At 42.1% G+C, this 20,047-nt stretch carries 16 protein-coding genes; 15 read left to right on the plus strand and 1 reads right to left on the minus strand.

Annotated features, from left to right (window positions below; translation table 11 throughout):
* The first annotated feature begins 21 nt into the window (after window positions 1-21).
* From rpoN to leuD, 15 genes are all read left to right on the plus strand, one after another.
* Entirely contained in the window at window positions 22-1,470 is a 1,449-nt protein-coding gene (rpoN, locus tag F8N35_RS03215) for an RNA polymerase factor sigma-54 (RefSeq protein ID WP_293049913.1), read from the plus strand.
* 18 nt (window positions 1,471-1,488) lie between these two features.
* The gene (locus F8N35_RS03220; RefSeq protein ID WP_293049914.1) at window positions 1,489-2,514 is read left to right on the plus strand and encodes an alpha/beta hydrolase; all 1,026 of its coding nucleotides are present in this window, start codon (window positions 1,489-1,491) and stop codon (window positions 2,512-2,514) included.
* A 24-nt stretch (window positions 2,515-2,538) separates the two neighbouring features.
* Window positions 2,539-3,264 carry a lysophospholipid acyltransferase family protein gene (locus tag F8N35_RS03225; RefSeq protein WP_293049915.1) on the plus strand — a complete coding sequence of 242 codons (726 nt, stop codon included), beginning with the start codon at window positions 2,539-2,541 and terminating at the stop codon, window positions 3,262-3,264.
* A gap of 22 nt (window positions 3,265-3,286) precedes the next feature.
* Complete coding sequence (locus F8N35_RS03230) at window positions 3,287-4,777, plus strand: OmpA family protein (RefSeq protein WP_293050104.1); 1,491 nt, start codon at window positions 3,287-3,289, stop codon at window positions 4,775-4,777.
* A 43-nt stretch (window positions 4,778-4,820) separates the two neighbouring features.
* A complete protein-coding gene (locus tag F8N35_RS03235) occupies window positions 4,821-5,447 on the plus strand; it encodes a hypothetical protein (RefSeq protein WP_293049916.1) in 627 nt (208 codons plus the stop codon).
* A 16-nt stretch (window positions 5,448-5,463) separates the two neighbouring features.
* Window positions 5,464-6,234, plus strand: a complete 771-nt coding sequence (locus F8N35_RS03240) for a 3'-5' exonuclease (protein ID WP_293049917.1) — start codon at window positions 5,464-5,466, stop codon at window positions 6,232-6,234.
* A 247-nt stretch (window positions 6,235-6,481) separates the two neighbouring features.
* Window positions 6,482-11,650 carry a leucine-rich repeat protein gene (locus F8N35_RS03245; RefSeq protein WP_293049918.1) on the plus strand — a complete coding sequence of 1,723 codons (5,169 nt, stop codon included), beginning with the start codon at window positions 6,482-6,484 and terminating at the stop codon, window positions 11,648-11,650.
* A gap of 42 nt (window positions 11,651-11,692) precedes the next feature.
* Entirely contained in the window at window positions 11,693-12,406 is a 714-nt protein-coding gene (locus F8N35_RS03250) for a hypothetical protein (RefSeq protein WP_293049919.1), read from the plus strand.
* Between the two features lie 312 nt (window positions 12,407-12,718).
* Window positions 12,719-14,215 carry a 2-isopropylmalate synthase gene (locus tag F8N35_RS03255; RefSeq protein WP_293049920.1) on the plus strand — a complete coding sequence of 499 codons (1,497 nt, stop codon included), beginning with the start codon at window positions 12,719-12,721 and terminating at the stop codon, window positions 14,213-14,215.
* 60 nt (window positions 14,216-14,275) lie between these two features.
* Window positions 14,276-15,601: a YihY/virulence factor BrkB family protein gene (locus F8N35_RS03260; RefSeq protein ID WP_293049921.1), complete on the plus strand. Its 1,326-nt coding sequence runs from the start codon at window positions 14,276-14,278 to the stop codon at window positions 15,599-15,601.
* A gap of 38 nt (window positions 15,602-15,639) precedes the next feature.
* Entirely contained in the window at window positions 15,640-15,996 is a 357-nt protein-coding gene (locus tag F8N35_RS03265; protein WP_293049922.1) for a four helix bundle protein, read from the plus strand.
* A 32-nt stretch (window positions 15,997-16,028) separates the two neighbouring features.
* Window positions 16,029-17,420, plus strand: coding sequence for a 3-isopropylmalate dehydratase large subunit (gene leuC / locus F8N35_RS03270; RefSeq protein WP_293049923.1), 1,392 nt, complete (start codon window positions 16,029-16,031; stop codon window positions 17,418-17,420).
* Window positions 17,421-17,450: 30 nt separating this feature from the next.
* Window positions 17,451-17,879, plus strand: a complete 429-nt coding sequence (locus F8N35_RS03275) for an acyl-CoA thioesterase (RefSeq protein WP_293049924.1) — start codon at window positions 17,451-17,453, stop codon at window positions 17,877-17,879.
* Window positions 17,880-17,923: 44 nt separating this feature from the next.
* On the plus strand, window positions 17,924-18,307 hold the full coding sequence (locus F8N35_RS03280; protein ID WP_293049925.1) for a GxxExxY protein: 384 nt from the start codon (window positions 17,924-17,926) through the stop codon (window positions 18,305-18,307).
* Between the two features lie 64 nt (window positions 18,308-18,371).
* Window positions 18,372-18,959, plus strand: a complete 588-nt coding sequence (gene leuD / locus F8N35_RS03285; protein ID WP_293049926.1) for a 3-isopropylmalate dehydratase small subunit — start codon at window positions 18,372-18,374, stop codon at window positions 18,957-18,959.
* A gap of 279 nt (window positions 18,960-19,238) precedes the next feature.
* Here leuD and F8N35_RS03290 read toward each other — a convergent pair whose 3' ends face one another.
* A complete protein-coding gene (locus tag F8N35_RS03290; RefSeq protein ID WP_293049927.1) occupies window positions 19,239-19,832 on the minus strand; it encodes a DUF4136 domain-containing protein in 594 nt (197 codons plus the stop codon).
* Window positions 19,833-20,047 lie beyond the last annotated feature (215 nt).

The raw sequence follows: 20,047 nt of genomic DNA on the forward strand, positions 1-20,047 counted from the left end.
GAAATGACAGGATTTTGAAATATGCTTAAACAACAACTGGCACAAAAACAACAACTTAAACTGTTGCCTCAACAGCTTATGCTGGTGAAGCTACTCGAAGCAACGACGGTTGAGTTGGATGAGCGTGTCATTCAGGAACTGGAAAGTAATCCGGCGCTCGAAGAATCGGCCGGAGAGGAATCAAATAACGATGCTGACAATCAGGATGATTTCGGATCGGATCAGGATAATGGCGATATGGATTTGGGAGATTATCGGAATGAAGATGATATTCCTGATTATAAGCTGATTGCCAATAATCGATCGAGGGATGAAAAAAAAGAAGATATCCCGTTTTCGGCCGATCTTACTTTTCATGAGTTTTTGCAGGATCAGGTCGGGCTTCGTTCGTTAACGGAATACGAGCGTACCTTGGTGGAATACATCATAGGAAATATCGATAATGACGGCTATTTACGCCGTTCTACCGACGACATGAGCAATGATCTGTTGTTTCAGCTCGGACAGGATATAAGCGAAAAAGATCTGAATAATGCGATTGCCTGTGTGCAGGAATTTGATCCGCCGGGAGTTTGTGCACGTTCTCTGCAGGAATGTCTGCTGCTTCAGTTGCGTAGGGAAGAATCCGAGTCTGAAGCCTGTAGATTGGCACAGGTCGTCATAGAGAAATACTTTGAAGAGTTCGCCCGCAAGAACTATCAAAAAATAATGTCGGAATTGGGGATCAAAGATGAGGCGATGAAACAGATCGTTCATGAAGTGTTACGTCTCAATCCAAAGCCCGGAAATGCGTGGAGTACCTTGCTCGAAAAAAACAAGGAGATTGTTGTTCCTGATTTTATTGTCGAAAATGATAACGGCGTTCTGATAGTTACTCTGAATGACCGGAATCAACATTCGTTGCGCGTGAATCCGGACTATCAACAGATGCAGCAGCAACTGACCTCTGATAAAACAGCGAACAGAAATATAAAAGAGGCCGTGCAATACGTGAAGCAGCAAATAGAATCGGCAGAGATTTTTATCGATACCTTAAACAGGAGAAACACAACGCTGCTCACTACCATGCGGGCTATCATAGAACTTCAGCGTCCGTTTTTCCTGGATGGAAATGAGGCCTTGCTTAAGCCCATGATCTTGAAAGATGTTGCAGAAATAACCGGCTTCGATCTTTCTACGATTTCTCGTGTGAGCAACAGTAAATATGTGCAGACGGAATTTGGAACTTTTCCGTTGAAATATTTCTTCTCTCAATTGGTGCAAACCGAATCGGGCGAAGAGTTCTCAATTCATGAAGTGAAAAATGCGCTGCAGGATATTATTGAGAACGAAGATAAAAAGCATCCTTATTCGGATGAAAAACTGGCCGAACTGCTTACCAAAGAAGGATTTGATATTGCCCGGAGAACGGTTGCCAAGTATCGCGACCAGTTGGGATTGCCTACGGCACAATTGCGGAAACAGCTTTAATACATAACCTCCGATAAAATGATTAAGAAATTAGGTGTTATAATATTGATATTGACCTCTTTTCTGAGTGTCAATGCGCAACTCAAGCGTGAGTATGTGCCAGATAGTTTATGTCAGGGTTTTCAGAAAACCACACTCGACATGGGCAATGATTACAACGGCAGGGTAGTGGCAACCCTTGTCAGAAAACTGGCTCCTGATACAACTGCCCGTAAAGCAGTGCTTTATATTCATGGCTACAACGATTATTTCTTTCAGACCGAAATGGCCGAAGAATATATTAAGCATGGGTACAATTTCTATGCTGTCGATTTGAGAAAAAACGGTCGTTCCATTTTGCCGGGTCAGGTAAGGGGCGATGTCCGAAATCTTGTTGAATATTACAATGAGATAGATGAAGCGCTGAATATCATCCATCGCGAAAAAAACTCTTTTGTAGTGCTCAACGGGCACTCTATGGGAGGGCTAATAGCCGCGCTATATGCGGAAGACCGCATTGGAAAAGAAAAATTCGATGCTGTTTTTCTGAATAGTCCGTTTTTTGCATGGAATTTGAGCCCGATCCTCAGGGCAACTATTTTACCGATTGCAGCCAGTGAAGGTGCTACCCGTCCCGAAAAAACACGTAAGGCTTCTGATGTTAGTTGGTATGGCGAAAGTCTTCATAAAAACTTTAAGGGAGAATGGGATTATAGCCTCACTTTGAAGCCGTTGATTGCCCCGGATATCACTTATGGCTGGATTCATGCCGTGAATGATGGCATCAAACGGGTACAAGCAGGATTGCACATTGCCAAACCGGTGTTGGTAATGCATTCCGATCGTTCCATCAATACTAAAAAATGGAATGATGATTTGTTTAATGCCGATGCAGTGCTTAATGTTGAAGATATTCACAAATATGCACGCAACATCTCGACCAATGTAAAAATTATCGGAATCACAGGCGGAATGCACGATTTAGTACTCTCCCGCAAACCGGTACGCGATCAGGTCTACAGTCAGTTGTTCGACTATTTGAAGCAATATGAGCCGAAAAAGTAAATAGATACTTAATTATAAGGGCAGATGAAACGCAGATTCAATCCGATTCTTTTTCTATACCAATGGCTGATATTCATCCCATTGTTTGCAGTTGCCACTGTTTTAACAGCATTGTTTACGATACTGTTTGCGGCATTGTTTCGCGATAAGGAGATAACTTATCTGCCAGCTCGTGCCTGGTCGCGTTTTGCCTGTTATGGCATGTTTATTACCGTACATGTGGAGGGTGCAGAAAATATTTCAAAAGAGGAATCGTATATCTTTGCGGCTAATCATCAGAGCGGATACGATATTTTTCTTATCTACGGATGGCTCGATTCCCGTTTCAAATGGATCATGAAAAAAGAGCTGCGCAAGATTCCGCTCGTGGGTGCAGCCTGCGAAGCCGCCGGCCACATTTTTATAGATCGTACCAGTCCGATGTCGGCCAAGAAAAGTATAGACGATGCCAGTCGCAAACTGGTGAACGGTTCGTCGGTGGTCATTTTCCCTGAAGGAACCCGTTCTAAAGACGGTAAATTGGGTAAGTTTAAGCGGGGGGCTTTCTTCCTTGCTTCCGAAATAAAACTGCCCATCGTACCTTTGACGATTAAGGGAACATTCAAGGCATTACCTATATGGAGTTATCTGATTCATCCTGCCAAACTGACTCTGGTCATTCATAAACCGATACCTTATGAGCCTGTTTTTGACCAGGATCAACAATTACTAATTGAAAGGGTCAGAACCGAAGTTGAAAAAGGTATTTAAATATCGAATTGTTTTTTGCTTGATGCTTTCTGCGGTGGCTTTGCTTTCTGTTTACGGACAGGTTCCCGCCATCACATCAAAGCCGGTAAATGTTTCATCGGTCAATTCTCCGGATGATGATTATTGGCCGGCAATTTCAGCAGATAACCATTATTTTGCAACAACGGTGAGTCATAGAGGTGAATCTGCATATCAGGCAACACAAGAGGATTTGACAATATTTGAAAAAGATTCTGTCGGAAACTGGAAAGTCGATAGTGTGTTGACCAAACCGTTGAACACACCTTATAACGAGGGATCGCCTGCATTTTCGGCTGACGGGCGTTACCTCTTTTTTGTTGCTTCCGACCGTAAAGACGGACTGGGCAGTTGTGATATTTATTATGTTATTCGGCACGGCAGTCGTTGGTCGCAACCGATTCATGCCGATGCTCCGTTGAATACCCGTTTCTGGGAAAGCAATCCCTCGCTCTCAGCCGACGGGCGAACGCTCTTTTTTGCCTCCAACCGGACGGGAGGAAAAGGGGGAATGGACATTTGGAAATGTGCGGTAGCCATGCAACCAGATGGCCTGCTCCGGTTTTTTAATGTAGAAAACCTTGGCGATAGCATCAATACGGCAAAAAATGAGATGTCGCCATTTATTCATCCGGATAACGAAACGCTTTATTTTTCATCCAACGGACACGATGGATATGGGGGCAACGATATTTTTGTTGCCCGTAAAAATAGCAATGGGCAGTGGCAACGGCCGGTTAATATGGGTAGAGAAATCAATACTTCGGGCGATGATACCGGATTTGTTGTGGAAACAGGCGGGAAGTATGGCTATTTTTCGTCCAATGGATTGGAAAAGAATGGGAATGGTCGTGAGATTTACAAGGTGGAGCTTCCGGTTGAAGTCCGTCCCCGATCTGTGATTTGCTTTGAAGGAACCACAACTGATGCGGCAACCAAAGAGCCTTTAAGAGCATTGATTGAGATAACCGATTTAAGTTCCGGACAAAAGGTGCAGACGCTTTATGCGGATGACGTTACCGGAAAGTTCTCGGTATGTTATCCGGTTGGTAAAAAATACGGACTCACGGTGTCGGCCAAACCTTATCTGTTTGAATCGTTTGAACTCGGCGACTCAGCAAAGAGTGTGAAAGTGGCGCTGCAAAAAATTGCCAAAGGCAGAAAAACGACGTTGAGAAATGTATACTTTGCCTTTAATTCCTCGCAATTGCAACCCGAATCAATGCCCGAGCTTAAACGTTTGGGGCGCTTTTTGCTCGAATATCCTTCGGTGAAAATTTTAATAGAAGGGCATACTGATAATGTTGGTGCGGAGAGTTACAACATGGATCTTTCCGAAAAAAGAGCCAAAGCGGTTGTCGATTTTTTGGTTGCGGGAGGCATAGCTGTCGATCGTGTCAATTTCAAAGGATATGGTGCGACACGTCCGCTTGCTACGAATGATACCGAGCAAGGTAGAGCATTGAACCGGAGGACGGAAATTGAGATAGAATAGTGAATTGTTGAAATATAAATAGTTGATAAATTAAAGAATAACCATGTATCGTGTATTTATTTCTTTAGCTATTGTGTTGGCATTGTGCACTGGCTGTTCAAAAAAGGATCAGGTGAAGCGGGTGCATTCCAAACATACGGTTTACGAGATGTATCTTCAACGGGGAATTGGTAGCCTGAATAACTTTAATGCCACACACGATTCTTCACAATTGATTGCTGCCGGGCATTATCTTGACAGTGCATCTCATCAGAAAAATTTGCTGAATTTTATTGTGGTTCCCAGGGTTACGGTATATCTTTTGAGGGCACAACTGGATCCGGGACGTCAATATGTGGAAAGTGTTGATGCTCGTCAATTTCCACGGCCTTATTTGAAAGAGATGTACCGGCATTTTCTTGACGCGTTGAAGTACAACAAGCAACGTGATGTCGAGAATCGGGATGCAAGCATGAAGAAAGCGGTGGAATGTGTAGAGCAATATCTCTCGTCTCATCCCAAGGATAAAGACGCGATTTCGGATATGTTTTCTTTGAAGATGTATACAGAACCTTCTGAAAAGCTATTTTCGGATATGGATGAGTATGTTAAAAAATATCCTGATAGTAAATCGGTTGTGGGAGATTTGAGGAAATCGCTGAAAGCCGTTATGAAAAAAGCAAGACAATAATAAAAACCTAATTATAATGCAGTTAAAATTAAAGAATCCGTTGGTCATTTTCGACCTTGAAACAACAGGGATGAATATAGCTTCCGATCGGATCGTTGAAATCTCGTACCTGAAAGTTTCTCCTAATGGGAAAGAAGAGTGTAAAACTTTAAGACTAAACCCAGAGATGCCAATTCCACCTCAGTCAACGGAGATTCATGGAATTTCGGATGCCGATGTAGCCGATTGTCCAACGTTTACCGAAGTAGCTAAGAATCTGGCAAAAGACATCGAAGGATGCGATTTGGCGGGTTACAACTCCAACCGATTCGATATTCCACTGTTGGCAGAAGAGTTTATCCGTGCCGATGTGGATATCGATTTGATGAAACGTAAGTTCATCGATGTGCAAACTATCTTCTACAAAAAGGAACCCCGAACACTCTCAGCCGCTTTCAAATTTTACTGTGACGGCGATTTGGAAAATGCCCACAGCGCTGAGGCCGACACACGCGCTACTTACGAAGTGCTGAAAGCCCAGCTCGATCGTTACGAAGACTTGGAAAACGATGTGAACTATCTCTCTAAATTCTCGTCGTTTAACCGTAATGCCGATTTTGCAGGGCGTATCGTACTGGACGATAATGATGAAGAAATATTTAATTTCGGGAAATACAAGGGTCAGAAGGTGGCCGATGTTTTGAAGCGCGATCCCGGATATTACGGATGGATTTTGCAGGGTGATTTTACCCTTCATACCAAAAAGGTGATTACCAATGTGAAATTGAAAAACTTCAATAATAAATAAGACGATAAAAGCTGTGGTTGCAAAATCGCAGCTTTTTTTATGGAGTAAAATGTTAGTTGATTAGTTGTTTTTATTTTGTGATGAATTTAATATAAAATAAATTACATTGTATTTGTCAAATTCAGTTAAATGTTTTATTTTTACAGATTAAATTAGAGAAATAAAAAACATTTTATGTTGAATGTTGCCGGTGGCAGAAAATGTTTTTTTATATGATTTCTGAGTTATACATGTAAAAACACCACTAATGAGAAAAATAGTACTCTTCTTTGTTTTAATTCTATGTAGCCTGCAAGCATGGGCTGCTACCACTTTTACCGTAGATGGAGTTACCTACACCATTACCGATCCAACAAACAAAAAAGTAGCGATAGGCGATGGATCAAATGCGGCTATCAGTAAATCCACATCCGGAGCATTCACGATTCCATCTTCTGTTGTCTATGGTGGAGATACGTATGAGGTGAACCGAATAAACTCTTCTGCTTTTTATGGTTGCTACGGTTTAGTCTCCATTAACATTCCTTCGTCTGTTACTTCAGTTGTGGCTAATGCTTTTTTTTCCTGCACAGCCTTAACCTCCATTTTAGTCGATAGTAATAATCCGAATTATAGTAGCAATGATGGAGTGCTGTTTAATAAAACCCAGACAATGTTGATTCAGTACCCATTATACAAGGATGGAATAGGCTATGTTATACCTTCGTCTGTTACTTCGATTGAAGATGGTGCTTTTATGTATTGTTCTAGATTAACTTCTATTAATATCCCCTCTTCTGTAACCTCAATTGGAGATGATGCTTTTGCCTTTTGTGATAAAATAACAAATATTAATATACCATCATCGGTGACGTTTATAGGTCGTCAGGCTTTTTATTATAACAAAGCTTTAGCGTCCATTTCAGTCGATAGTAATAATTTGAATTATAGTAGTAATGATGGAGTGTTGTTCAATAAAGCACAGACAATGTTGATTCAATATCCATTGAAAAAACCGGGCGTAGCCTATGATATTCCTTCATCTGTTGCTTCGATAGGGAATGATGCTTTTAGTGGCACAGCATTGACCTCCATTAGCATCCCCCGATCTGTTACTTCAATTCTGCATGGTGCCTTTGCTAATTGCAATGCTTTAAGCTCTATTACCATTCCATCTTCTGTGACCTCGATTGAAAGTAATGCTTTTTTGGGTTGTACCACCTTAAATTCTTTGTATGTAAATAATGTTTCTCCGTCTAATATTACGTTAGGTATTTGGGTATTCTCGGGAGTTTCCACTACCAGCTGCACGCTGTATGTTCCAATCGGATCGAAAGTGCTCTATGCAGCAGCCGATCAATGGAAAGATTTTGCTATTTCGCAACGGGTTGATCTGGTGGCTCTATTTGCCACGCCAAACCCATCCTCTGGAGGAGTCGTTGTGGGTGGTGATTCATATGCCTTGGGTACGCAATGCACTGTTTCCGCAACGGCTAATAAGGGATATGCTTTTATCAACTGGACAGACAAAAACGGTACAGTTTTGTCTACTGCGACAAGTTTTGTGTTTACCTTGACACGCGATACTGCCGTTATTGCGAATTTTACGCTGAAAAAATATTCCGTTACTTTAGTCGCCTCTCCATCTACTCAGGGAGCGGTAAGCGGAGCGGGTACGTTTGACTATGGATCGAGTCGGACTGTTACAGCAACTCCCAATGATGGATATGGATTTCGGGGTTGGAAAAATAACAAAGGAATGGTACTTTCTACGGATAAGAATTTTACCTTTACCCTATTTCAGGATACAATTCTGACTGCTACTTTTGCCAAAGCATCATATGATTTTTCGGATGCCAATGGATTGTATTATAAAATTACATCGGCCACGACTGCCTCTGTGACGTATTTTAATGGAAATGACTACAGTGGAGATATTGCAGTGCCGGCTACTACCAGCTATCATGGAACTACCTACAATGTAACAGCCATTGGTGACAGCGCTTTTATTAATTGTAGCGGGTTAACGTCTGTTTCTCTAACGGATTCGGTAACCTCCATTGGAAGATATGCGTTCTACAAATGTATCGGTTTATCCAGATTGACACTTCCCGATGCCATCACTACAATGGGAAGTTTCGCCCTTGCCAATTGTTCCGGTTTGACCTCGGTTACACTGCCGTCCGGTCTTAAGTCTATTTCGAATGATCTGTTTGTTAACTGTACTAAACTGACATCAATCGTTATTCCCCCATCGGTGACTTCGATTGGGAATTTTGCTTTTTATTCCTGCTACGCCTTAACCTCTATTACCATACTTTCATCTGTTACCTCAATCAAGGATTGTGCTTTTGGTTTCTGTACCGGTTTAACCTCTTTATATGTCAGCAATATTTCTCCGTCGAATATTACATTAGGTAGTTCTGTATTTTGGAGAGTTTCCACTACCAGCTGCACGCTTTACGTTCCAACCGGTTCGAAAATGCTCTATGCTGCTGCCGATCAATGGAAAGACTTTGTCAATCTTGTTGAGGGTCGGTTAACTCCGCGGATTGACATCAGTGTATCCCAATCAAATATATGTTCAGGTAGCCCAGCTACTTTTACAGCATCATCAACGGATGGAGGTGATAGCCCGGCTTATCAATGGAAATTAAATACAAAAAATATTCCGGGAGCAACAAACCGTATCTACACTACTACGACGCTAGCTAATAAAGATATTATCTCGTGCGATGTTTCTAGCACATTGTCTTTTTTAGTATCTAATTCGGCAACGAGTAATGCCATAACAATGACGGTCACTCCCAATGTTGCGCCTATGGTGAGCATTGCCTCTTCGGTATCCAAAATTTACCCCGGAGGATCAGTTACTTTTACTGCGACTCCAACAAATGGAGGTACAACACCTTCTTATCAGTGGTATCTCAATGGAGATGCTATTTCTGGAGCAACAAATAGCACCTATACAAGTACAACTATTAAGGATAATGATGAGATTTACTGTGCTTTGGCCAGCAGTTTACCATGTGCCACAATACCAACGGCAACCAGTAATACTATAACAATGGAGGTAAGCAACTTTTTCACATCCGGTGGAATTTGCTATTATGTTACATCACCTTCATATCCTTATACGGCCAAGGTAGCAAATGATGGTGAGGTTTCTTATACCGGGAATGTTGTGATACCATCTTCGGTATCTTATTGTGGTACAACATTTAGCGTTGCATCTATTGGCAATTTGGCTTTTTGTGGAAGTAACGATTTACTTTCGGTTACCATTCCATCGTCGATTACTACAATAGAAAACGGTGCTTTTATTGATACTAACGGTTTGACATCTATTGTTGTTGATGCTTCAAATCCAAATTATTATAGTAATAATGGTGTTTTGTTCAATAAGCAGGCAACAATATTAATTTCATGTCCGGAAGGTAAATCTGAAAGTTACACAATTCCTTCGGGAGTTACTATCATAGCGGATAGCGCCTTTATACAATGTGATAGATTAACATCGGTAACGTTACCTTCTTCAGTGACTACTATAGAGGATAAAGCTTTTATGGATTGTAGCAACATTACATCAATTACATTTCCTCTTTCAATAAAGAACATAAAAAATGGAGTCTTTACTAATTGTACCGGATTGAAGGATATTCATGTTAAAAATGCATTGCCTTCTGATATAGAACTAGGTGTCAGTGTTTTTTATGGAGTATCCGGTTCCGATTGTATTTTGTATGTCCCAACGGGATCTAAATCTTTTTATCTGGATGTTTATCCATGGAATAAGTTTCAAATAGTAGAAGATGCTAACTTATTTGCAGTGTATGTCGCAACAGGTAGTGCCGGTGGAGTCGCAACGGGCGGGGGAACCTATGCATTAGGCTCATTTTGTAGTCTTAAAGCTACTCCATCTGTAGGTTACGGATTTCTGGCTTGGATGGAAAATGATACGATAATATCTACAAATCCAAATTATAGTTTTACTGTAAGCGGAACGCATACTTTTGTTCCCTCCTTTGGTAAAATCTGTACCATTTCTTCATCTGTAAATCCGAGTTTCGGTGGAGTCGTAAACGGTGTAAGGTCTTATGTTGCTGGGCAATTGTGTTCACTTACCGCTACAGCAAGTTCTTCATACGTTTTTACTAACTGGACGGAGGGTGGCTCTGAGGTTTCAAAAGATGCCAATTATACATTTAAAGTAGACGGGGATAGAACCTTGGTTGCTAATTTTGTTCCTCTGAATAATACTATTTCTGCGACATCAAGTTCAACATCTAATGGAACAGTGTCAGGAGGTGCAACATATACCTACGGTTCTACCTGTGCTCTTACCGCCACCCCAAGGCAGGGGTATGTCTTTACGGGCTGGTCGGAGAGTGGGAGCGTGGTATCCACAAAGTCCAAATATACGTTTATCGTTACTTCTGCGCGTACACTGGTGGCTAATTTTGAAGCTGTTAAAGTAGTAGTAACCCAGCCTGATGGTCGTTCGGTAACCAGTTATCCCTCCTTTTTGTATGGCACAGCCACAGTAACTCCTGCTGCCGGATTTTTGTATAGTATTGATGGTAAGGGCTATCAATCAGCTAATGTGTTTAATAATTTGGCCATAGGTACTCATACTATCATGTTGAAGAGTCTTGCGGATAGCGTGGTATCGCCTCCAGTGTTTGCCTTTGTCAATGCGTCCGGGGTGGTTACGGTTCAAAATTATAAGGTACAGGCGACCAACTGTAGCTGTCGCGATACAAAAGATGGCAAAATACAGGTTACGCTGGATAAATTGTATGAATATCAGGTTCATGTTGTTGGAGCCGCTAATACATCGTATGATAAATCAATCATATTTACAGATAAAACATTTAGTTTGTCCAATCTCCCTGCGGATACTTACACCCTGACTTTCAAAATTGATTATCTGGATAATTATGAGCAAACATTCAAGGTTGTTGTCTCTCAACCCGAAGATTTGAGTGTATTGAAAGTAAGCGCAGCCCCGAATAGTGCGCAATATTCTGTAAGCGGAGGAAGTAATTATTTCGTTGTGGTAAATGATCAAACCACTGAGAATAACGATGGCAATGTAAATATCTCTTTGCAGCCGGGCGAAAACAGGATAAAAATTTATACGGATAAGTTGTGCCAGGGAGTGTATGACGAAACGATATATAATGATGTGAACGGACAGCTTTCGCTATTCCCCAATCCTACAAAGGGTAAAATTACCATAGGAATTCCGGGAGAAGATAAGAATGTGACGGTAGATTTGTTTTCGTTGAATGGACAACTATTGCGTCAATACCATTACCAGATTCCTCAAAGCAAATTGGTCGATATGGATATTTCGGACTTCGCAAATGGAACATATATCGTTAAAGTTAACGGCTCTGTTATTCACAGAAGCCTGAGGGTGGTTAAACAATAGATTCATGATGAGTACGAAATTATTAATGATAACACAAAACGCATGATACATAATATAAGAATATCCAGCATTGGCAGTTTAATACTTGGCTTTATTTTGTTGAGTTGTGGTGGAGGAAGCGATGAGCCCACTCCGGTGCCGGTGCCGGCTCCGGGTCTTACGACGCTATCTTTGCCGGCTAATAATACCGCCTGCTTACAGGGTACTTCGGCAACTACCACCACCGCTTCTGTAATTTTTTCGTGGGGAACGGCGAGTAATGCAGAGAGTTATCAATTGGTGATTAAGAATTTGAAAACGCAAATTTCGGCTGCATATACAACTACAAAAACGGGTGATACTATTAGTTTGGCGCTCAATACCCCGTATGCATGGAGTGTGTCTGCAATAAATTCAACGGGTAAAACAACCAGTGATAGTTGGAAATTTTACTTGTCGGGTGCCGCATCAAGCAGTTATGCTCCATTTGCAGCCGATCTTACATCTCCGGTATCGGGAGCCGTTATTAATTCAAACGGAGCGGCATCGGTCTCTGTCACGTTTTCGTGGACAGGTAGTGATCCTGACAATGATATTGCCGGTTATGCTCTTTATTTGGATAATACAAATGCATCAACTCAGGTAATTGCGTCTCAAACGGCAACCACAGCCACACAAACGCTGACAAGTGCGAAAACGTATTATTGGAAAGTAATCGCCACAGATAAAATGGGTAATACTTCGGTATCAGCCATTAATTCGTTCAGAATAAACTAGACAATTGTAAAAGGTGGTGTGTGATTTGATATTTTTTGTTGGTATAAAATTTCGGATTTTATTTTTTTGTGCAGAAAAAGTTACAAATCATTTGCATATTCCAAATAAAGGGCTTATCTTTGCACCCGTAAAATCAAACAAATGACAACTGTCAATTCGATACTACTAAGCCTACTACTCTTGTGCTACAAAAAGCAGAAGTGAGTCGGCATGTGATTATAAAAACATTATCTCAGAAAACGAAAAAGCCTTTCTCACTTTGGTGTGAGGAGGCTTTTTTAATAATATGACAATCAACTAACACTTCATTTTATGGACAAATTATTTATTTTTGATACAACGCTTCGCGACGGCGAACAGGTACCGGGCTGCCAGTTGAACACCGTGGAAAAGATTCAGGTGGCAAAGGCGCTTGAGGGTTTGGGAGTCGATGTGATCGAAGCCGGATTTCCCATCTCCAGTCCGGGCGATTTCAACTCCGTGGTCGAGATTTCGAAAGCTGTTACCTGGCCGACCATTTGCGCGCTGACCCGTGGCGTGGAGAAAGATATTGAAGTGGCCGCAGAGGCGTTGAAATATGCTAAAAACAAACGTATTCATACAGGTATCGGAACTTCTGATTACCATATCCGCTATAAATTCAACTCCAATCAGGAAGAGATTCTGCAACGTGCCGTAGCTGCCGTGAAATATGCAAAACGTTATGTGGAAGATGTGGAGTTTTATGCCGAAGATGCCGGTCGTACTGACAACGAATACCTGGCGCGCGTGGTGGAAGCGGTGATCAAAGCCGGTGCTACCGTGGTCAACATTCCCGATACAACAGGTTATTGCTTGCCGGTAGATTATGCGGCTAAAATCAAATATCTGTTCGAACATGTAAACGGTATTCAAAACGCGATTATATCTACTCACTGTCATAATGACCTGGGCATGGCAACGGCCAATACGTTGGCTGGTGTGATGAATGGTGCCCGTCAGGTGGAAGTTACCATCAACGGTATCGGCGAACGTGCCGGTAATACTTCGCTGGAAGAAATTGCCATGATTCTGAAGAGTCACAAAGAGTTGCTGATAGATACCAATATCAATACGCAGAAAATTACGCCGATGAGCCGCATGATCTCGAGTCTGATGAATATGCCGGTTCAGCCTAATAAAGCCATCGTGGGACGGAATGCATTTGCTCACTCGTCGGGTATTCACCAGGATGGCGTGTTGAAGAACCGCGAAAGCTACGAAATTATCGATCCGAAAGATGTTGGACTGGATGAAAATTCTATCGTATTGACAGCCAGAAGCGGACGCGCCGCATTGAAACACCGTTTGAGCGTACTGGGCGTGGATGTTAAAGATAATCAACGTCTGGATGAAATCTATCAGGAGTTTCTTAAATTAGCAGACCGTAAGAAAGATATCAACGATAATGACATTCTGATGCTTGCCGGTAAAGAGCGTTTGGAAAAACAACGTATCAAACTGGAATATTTACAGGTAACTTCGGGGGTTGGCATCCGTTCGGTGGCCAGTATCGGACTTAATATTGCCGGTGAACATTTTGAAGCGGCTGCAACGGGTAACGGACCTGTGGATGCCGGTATCAATGCGTTGAAGAAAATTATTAACCGCAAGATGACCTTGCATGATTTTCTTATTCAGGCAATAACAAAAGGGAGCGACGATGTTGGAAAAGTACACATGCAGGTTGAATATGAAGGCAATATGTACTATGGATTTTCGGGCAATACCGATATCGTTGCCGCTTCGGTTGAAGCATACATTGACGCAATCAATAAATTCATTCAATAAAACAGATAAGCCGGATGAAATACTCCGGTTTTCGGGCTCTGTTCCATTAAAACAGGTAGTATGACAACAAAGCCAAAACAAACCTTGGTGGGGCGATTCAATCAGTTTATTTTCCACGACCTCTGGCACGCGGATACAAAATTGTTGCCCAAATACAAGGCTTTTGGCTACACAGTGATGAAAATAGGGTCGGTGACCTACGACGAGTGGGTGAAGGGCCGGTTGGTGTATCGGGCTTCGGCATTGACTTATTTTACATTGCTTTCTATAGTGCCGGTTTTCGCGTTGTTGTTTGGCGTGGCTAAAGGCTTCGGAATGGATGCCCTGTTGACGCAATGGATGCAGGAGCATCTCGACTGGGCGGGCGATGCCCTTCCGACGATCCTTGATTTTACCAAATCATTGTTGTCTCACACGAAAGGCGAAGTGGTGGCAGGAGTTGGATTGTTGTTTTTGTTTTATTCTGTAATTCAAATGTTTGGATATATAGAAAAAGCATTGAACGATATCCGGCATGTGGAGAAACAGCGAACCTGGGTTCGGAAATTTACCGATTATCTGGCCATGATGATCCTGACTCCGGTATTTCTGATTGCTTCGTCGAGTGCGATGATCTATTTGTCGCATACATTGAAATCCGTGACCGATCAGGCCGAAATCAACTGGTTGTTCAAAGCGTTCTTTTCGTTTGTTCCTTACCTGATGAGCTGGTTTTTGTTTGCTTGCATGTACACCATTATGCCGAATGTCAGGGTTAAGGTAAAGCCGGTTATTATTGCCAGTATCATTGCCGGAACAGCTTTTCAACTCTGGCAGTTTGTTTACATCAACTTTCAGGTAGGTGTGGCTCGCTACAACGCTATTTACGGCAGTTTTGCTGCTTTGCCTCTGTTGTTGATTTTTCTGTATTACACCTGGAATATCTTTCTTCTGGGAGCCAATATCGCTTATACCATCGAAAATATCAAACGTATTGAAATTGAACGAAGCGTAGTTTCTTTGTCGATACGGAAACAGAAGATTGCTTATCTTTTTCTGGTTCACTATATTGTAAAATGCTTTGAACGACGGGAAGATCCTCCGGTGGTGCTGACGCTTGCAAAAGCGATTAAGTTGCCAGAGCATGTGGTGCAAACGATGTTGACGAAACTGACAGAATCAGGAATCATTCGCGAGGTGATAATACCGGATACCGATAAAACGGGCTATCAGCCGGCGTTTGCCATTCTGCAGATGACCCTCGGAATGTTGATGGAAACCATAGAGAAAAAAATAGATGAGCACGGCTCTTTACGTGACGTGGAAATAACCAATCAGCTCGAAGAGATTCTCGACGAGTACGACACCCAGTTCTCCAAGGCCAATGTGCTGATAAAAGACCTGTAAATAGTGATTAATGGCTAATGATTAGCGGTTAATGAACTATGAAAGAGGGAGTTTTAAAGCAGAAGAGTTTTGAGTTTGCGGTTCGGATTGTGAACTTGTTCAAATATCTGAATGAAGAGAAGAAGGAGTTTTTGATGAGTAAACAGCTGCTCCGTAGCGGAACATCGGTTGGGGCAATGGTACGGGAAGCCGAACATGCCGAGAGTAAAACGGATTTTGTGCATAAATTGGCGATTGCACAAAAAGAGATTAATGAAACGATTTATTGGTTGGAGCTATTAAAAGCAACGGCTTATTTGACCGAGCAACAGTTTGAAAGTATCAATAAAGACTCCATTGAGCTTATAAAACTGTTAACAAGCAGCATCAAGACAACTAAATCCAGATTAAACTAATCATTAACAATTAACAATTCATATTTAGTTTCATGTCTAAGACTTTATTTGACAAGATTTGGGACGCGCATGTGGTGACGGCAGTTACCGATGGTCCTACGCAGATTTATATCGACCGGCATTTTTGCCACGAAGTAACCAGCCCTCAGGCATTCGACGGCCTTCGTAAACGCGGTCTGAAAGTATTTCGTCCGGAGAAAACAACTTTGTCTCCCGACCACAATATCCCGACGTTGAATCAGGACAAACCGATTCAGGATCCGATTTCTAAAAATCAGGTAGATACACTCTCAAAGAATGCTGCCGATTTCGGTCTTACACTCTACGGACTGGGACACGAAAAGAATGGTATTATCCACGTCATCGGACCGGAAAACGGTTTGACACAGCCGGGTATGACCATTGTTTGCGGCGATAGCCACACCTCTACTCATGGTGCTTTTGGCGCTATTGCTTTTGGTATCGGTACCAGTGAAGTGGAAATGGTGCTTGCTTCGCAATGTATTCTGCAACCGCGCCCCAAAACAATGCGGATCAACTATAACGGTAAGCTGAAACCGGGTGTGACCGCTAAAGATATTGCCCTTTATACTATCTCACAACTGACAACCGGTGGCGCAACAGGCTATTTTGTGGAATATGCCGGCGAAGCTATCCGTAACCTGTCAATGGAAGAGCGTATGACAGTTTGTAACCTGAGTATCGAAATGGGAGCCCGTGGCGGTATGATTGCCCCCGATGAAACCACTTTTGCTTACGTACAAGGTCGCGAATTTGCACCGAAAGGCGAAGCCTGGGACAAAGCGCTAGCTTACTGGAAAGCCCTGAAATCGGATGATGATGCCAAGTTCGATCGTGAAATTTCGTTCGACGCAGCATCCATCGAACCGTGGATTACTTATGGTACTAACCCTGGTATGGGTATGGCTATCGGAGGTGCAATTCCTACTATCGATCAGATTGATGAGGCCGGCCGTATTTCGTTCGAAAAATCGTTGAACTATATGGGCTTCAAGCCAGGTGAAAAACTGGAAGGCAAACAAATCGACTATGTATTCCTTGGTAGCTGTACCAATGGTCGTATCGAAGATTTTCGTGCTTTTGCCGCTTACGTAAAAGGCAAAAAGAAAGCCGACAATGTGATTGCATGGCTGGTGCCGGGTTCTTGGATGGTTGAAAAGCAGATCCGCGCCGAAGGTTTGGATAAAATCCTTACTGAAGCAGGTTTTGAACTGCGTCAACCGGGATGTTCGGCTTGCCTTGCCATGAACGAAGATAAAGTTCCTGCCGGAAAATATGCTGTATCGACCTCCAACCGTAACTTTGAAGGACGTCAGGGTCCGGGTGCACGCACTATTCTGGCCGGTCCGCTGGTAGCTGCCGCCGCCGCTGTAACCGGAAAAATTACCGATCCGAGAAATTAAATCTGTGTCATACGCGTTCTATAATTTTTTATGAGTGCAGCATTCAAATCGAAAGTGCCTATTCAGGTGCGTTTCAATGATGTGGATATCATCGGACATGTCTCCAATACCGTGTATCTTAACTACTACGATGCCGGTAAAATGGATTATTTCGATCTGGTGATACCCGAAATCGATTTTAGCGGTTTGGCTGTAGTCGGAGCATCGATAAAGATTGATTATCTGAAACCGATCTTTATGCGATATAATATCTATGTCGAAACCCGTATCTCTGTTTTAGGAAATAAGAGCTTTACAATGGAGCACTTACTGATTAATAGCGATAACGGCGATCTTCTTTCAACGTGCACTGCAGTTGTGGTCTGCTTCGACATCAAGGCACAAACCAGTTGTGTTATTCCTGACGATTGGCGCAAGCGTATCATCGAATTTGAAGGTGAGCAACTGATAATTAAGTGAGCACACAGATTACACGGATTGTATAGAATTACACAGATACCGATATGCTGCATGAATCACTGACAGAAGAAATAATATACTGGTTTTATCAAGTGCATCGTAAGCTTGGTTTTGGATTTCTGGAGAAAGTTTATAAAAACGCACTTTATCTCGAATTGACAGAAGCCGGCTTGAAATGCGAAACTGAGAAACCAATCAATGTTTATTACAATGGCAAGGTTGTAGGTGTCTTTTATGCAGATATTGTGGTTGACGGTAAAGTTATTTTAGAGCTGAAGGCCGTCGAAAGTATGTGTAAGGAGCATGAATATCAGTTGATAAATTATTTAAAAGCGTGTGAATTGGAAGTGGGTTTGCTTTTGAATTTTGGTAAGAAAGCAGAGATGAAACGACTGATTTATACCAACGATAGAAAAATAGTAAGTTAAAACGAGCATTCTGGAAATGCGGATCCGTATATTCTGTGTTTTCCGTGTGCGAAAAAAATAAAAAATGGAAAAATTTCAAACCATCACATCTTCTTGTGTTCCACTTCCTATTGAGAATGTGGATACCGACCAGATCATCCCGGCACGCTTCCTGAAAGCGACTACCCGTGAAGGTTTTGGCGATAATCTTTTTGCCGACTGGCGTTACGATAAAGCCGGTCAGCCTATCAGTTCTTTTGTGTTGAACAACCCGACTTATGCCGGTCAGGTGTTGGTTGGCGGTAAAAACTTCGGCAGCGGTTCCAGTCGAGAACATGCTGCGTGGGCTATTGCCGGGTACGGTTTCAAAGTGGTTGTATCGAGCTTTTTTGCCGATATTTTCAAAGGGAATGCACTCAATAACGGTGTTCTTCCGGTAGTAGTATCGGAGAAATTCCTTACCGATCTTTTTGCCTCCATTAATGCGGATGCTAAAACAACGGTTACTGTTGATCTCGCTGCACAAACTATCACCAACAATGCGAATGGTGCAGTAGAATCATTTGATATTAATTCTTACAAAAAAGAATGTTTGCTGAACGGTCTGGACGATATCGACTATCTGTTGAGCAAAAAGGATAAGATTGAAGCCTGGGAAGCCGCTTCAATTTGATGATAATCTGAGCACACGGAAGACACAGAAGAAACGGAAACCACCGAATGATTGGTAATCCGTTCACTCTGTGTTTTCCGTGTGTTTATATTTTGCAGTTTTGTTTGCTGAGATAGGCAATTATTTCGATTAACAGAAAGAATGGTTTCGAATAGGCTTTAATCTCGGCTTATTTTAGACGTTTTTTAGCACACGGAAGACACAGAAAAAACGGAAAATACCGATTGTCGGTAATCCGTACAATCCGTGTTTTCCGTGTGCTTTCTTTTTAGTGAAAGATTATTTCTTCGCCGGTTTTACCGGAAACTTCTTAAACAATACCGCACTTGCCTTTGTGATCTCTTCAGGACTTTTTAGCGTCAATGTTTTCGGGCTCATTTCAGCACTGACGGCTGCCGAGTAAAGTAACATCTTGTTTTGAACCGCAACGATGTTAATCACCCAAATGCCTTCTTTGTAAATGCGTGTCGAAGTGTATCCTGTATAAGGACGACGGAATACGTATGGATGATACATCCCAAAGCGTCCATAATAATAATCGGGGTAGAGGTTGGTAGTAATGTCGGCATTACGTTCGACAAACAGACTGAAGCTGATTTTTAGATCCGAGGCTGGATCTTCGGCATAACCACGAGCTGTCATCTCACTTCGGATGCCATTCGCCAGATTATTATACTCCTCTTCCGAAAGTACGGCTTTCCCCTTCTGCGGCATTCGCATTGCTTCTGAAAACGGTGCAATGTAGAATGTACGATACGTTGCAATCTCGGTTTTGTTTAGTACTGCGCTGTGTTCCAGTTTGTAGGTACTTGCACAGCTACTGAGCGCGACTGTGACGGCAATAAAGAATGAAAATAATGCGATCTTTTTCATATCCATGTAAGTTTGATGGTGATTTTACATTTACGAATGTAAAAATAACGGTTGGTTTGTTATATTAGTCTTTGTTTTGTAATGTTTTAGCACAATTTAATAGCAGAAAGGGTCTGACTTGCATTTATTAAGTATAAGTTGAGGCATCAAAAGTGTTTCTATTAAAAGAGTTGCGATTGTCTAAGCTTAATTCTGAGTTCGTCTAATTGGTTTGC

Source organism: Paludibacter sp. (genome assembly GCF_009712605.1).
In the GTDB taxonomy this organism is placed as follows: Bacteria; Bacteroidota; Bacteroidia; order Bacteroidales; family Paludibacteraceae; genus Microbacter.

What these genes read in the sequence shown, in the direction of transcription:
- F8N35_RS03250 (WP_293049919.1), top strand. Translation starts at nt 11,693, where the DNA reads ATGATACATAATATAAGAATATCCAGCATTGGCAGTTTAATACTTGGC.
- F8N35_RS03265 (WP_293049922.1), top strand. Translation starts at nt 15,640, where the DNA reads ATGAAAGAGGGAGTTTTAAAGCAGAAGAGTTTTGAGTTTGCGGTTCGG.
- F8N35_RS03260 (WP_293049921.1), top strand. Translation starts at nt 14,276, where the DNA reads ATGACAACAAAGCCAAAACAAACCTTGGTGGGGCGATTCAATCAGTTT.
- leuD (WP_293049926.1), top strand. Translation starts at nt 18,372, where the DNA reads ATGGAAAAATTTCAAACCATCACATCTTCTTGTGTTCCACTTCCTATT.
- F8N35_RS03275 (WP_293049924.1), top strand. Translation starts at nt 17,451, where the DNA reads ATGAGTGCAGCATTCAAATCGAAAGTGCCTATTCAGGTGCGTTTCAAT.
- F8N35_RS03225 (WP_293049915.1), top strand. Translation starts at nt 2,539, where the DNA reads ATGAAACGCAGATTCAATCCGATTCTTTTTCTATACCAATGGCTGATA.
- leuC (WP_293049923.1), top strand. Translation starts at nt 16,029, where the DNA reads ATGTCTAAGACTTTATTTGACAAGATTTGGGACGCGCATGTGGTGACG.
- F8N35_RS03255 (WP_293049920.1), top strand. Translation starts at nt 12,719, where the DNA reads ATGGACAAATTATTTATTTTTGATACAACGCTTCGCGACGGCGAACAG.
- F8N35_RS03245 (WP_293049918.1), top strand. Translation starts at nt 6,482, where the DNA reads ATGAGAAAAATAGTACTCTTCTTTGTTTTAATTCTATGTAGCCTGCAA.
- rpoN (WP_293049913.1), top strand. Translation starts at nt 22, where the DNA reads ATGCTTAAACAACAACTGGCACAAAAACAACAACTTAAACTGTTGCCT.
- F8N35_RS03235 (WP_293049916.1), top strand. Translation starts at nt 4,821, where the DNA reads ATGTATCGTGTATTTATTTCTTTAGCTATTGTGTTGGCATTGTGCACT.
- F8N35_RS03280 (WP_293049925.1), top strand. Translation starts at nt 17,924, where the DNA reads ATGCTGCATGAATCACTGACAGAAGAAATAATATACTGGTTTTATCAA.
- F8N35_RS03220 (WP_293049914.1), top strand. Translation starts at nt 1,489, where the DNA reads ATGATTAAGAAATTAGGTGTTATAATATTGATATTGACCTCTTTTCTG.
- F8N35_RS03290 (WP_293049927.1), bottom strand. Translation starts at nt 19,832, where the DNA reads ATGAAAAAGATCGCATTATTTTCATTCTTTATTGCCGTCACAGTCGCG.
- F8N35_RS03240 (WP_293049917.1), top strand. Translation starts at nt 5,464, where the DNA reads ATGCAGTTAAAATTAAAGAATCCGTTGGTCATTTTCGACCTTGAAACA.
- F8N35_RS03230 (WP_293050104.1), top strand. Translation starts at nt 3,287, where the DNA reads ATGCTTTCTGCGGTGGCTTTGCTTTCTGTTTACGGACAGGTTCCCGCC.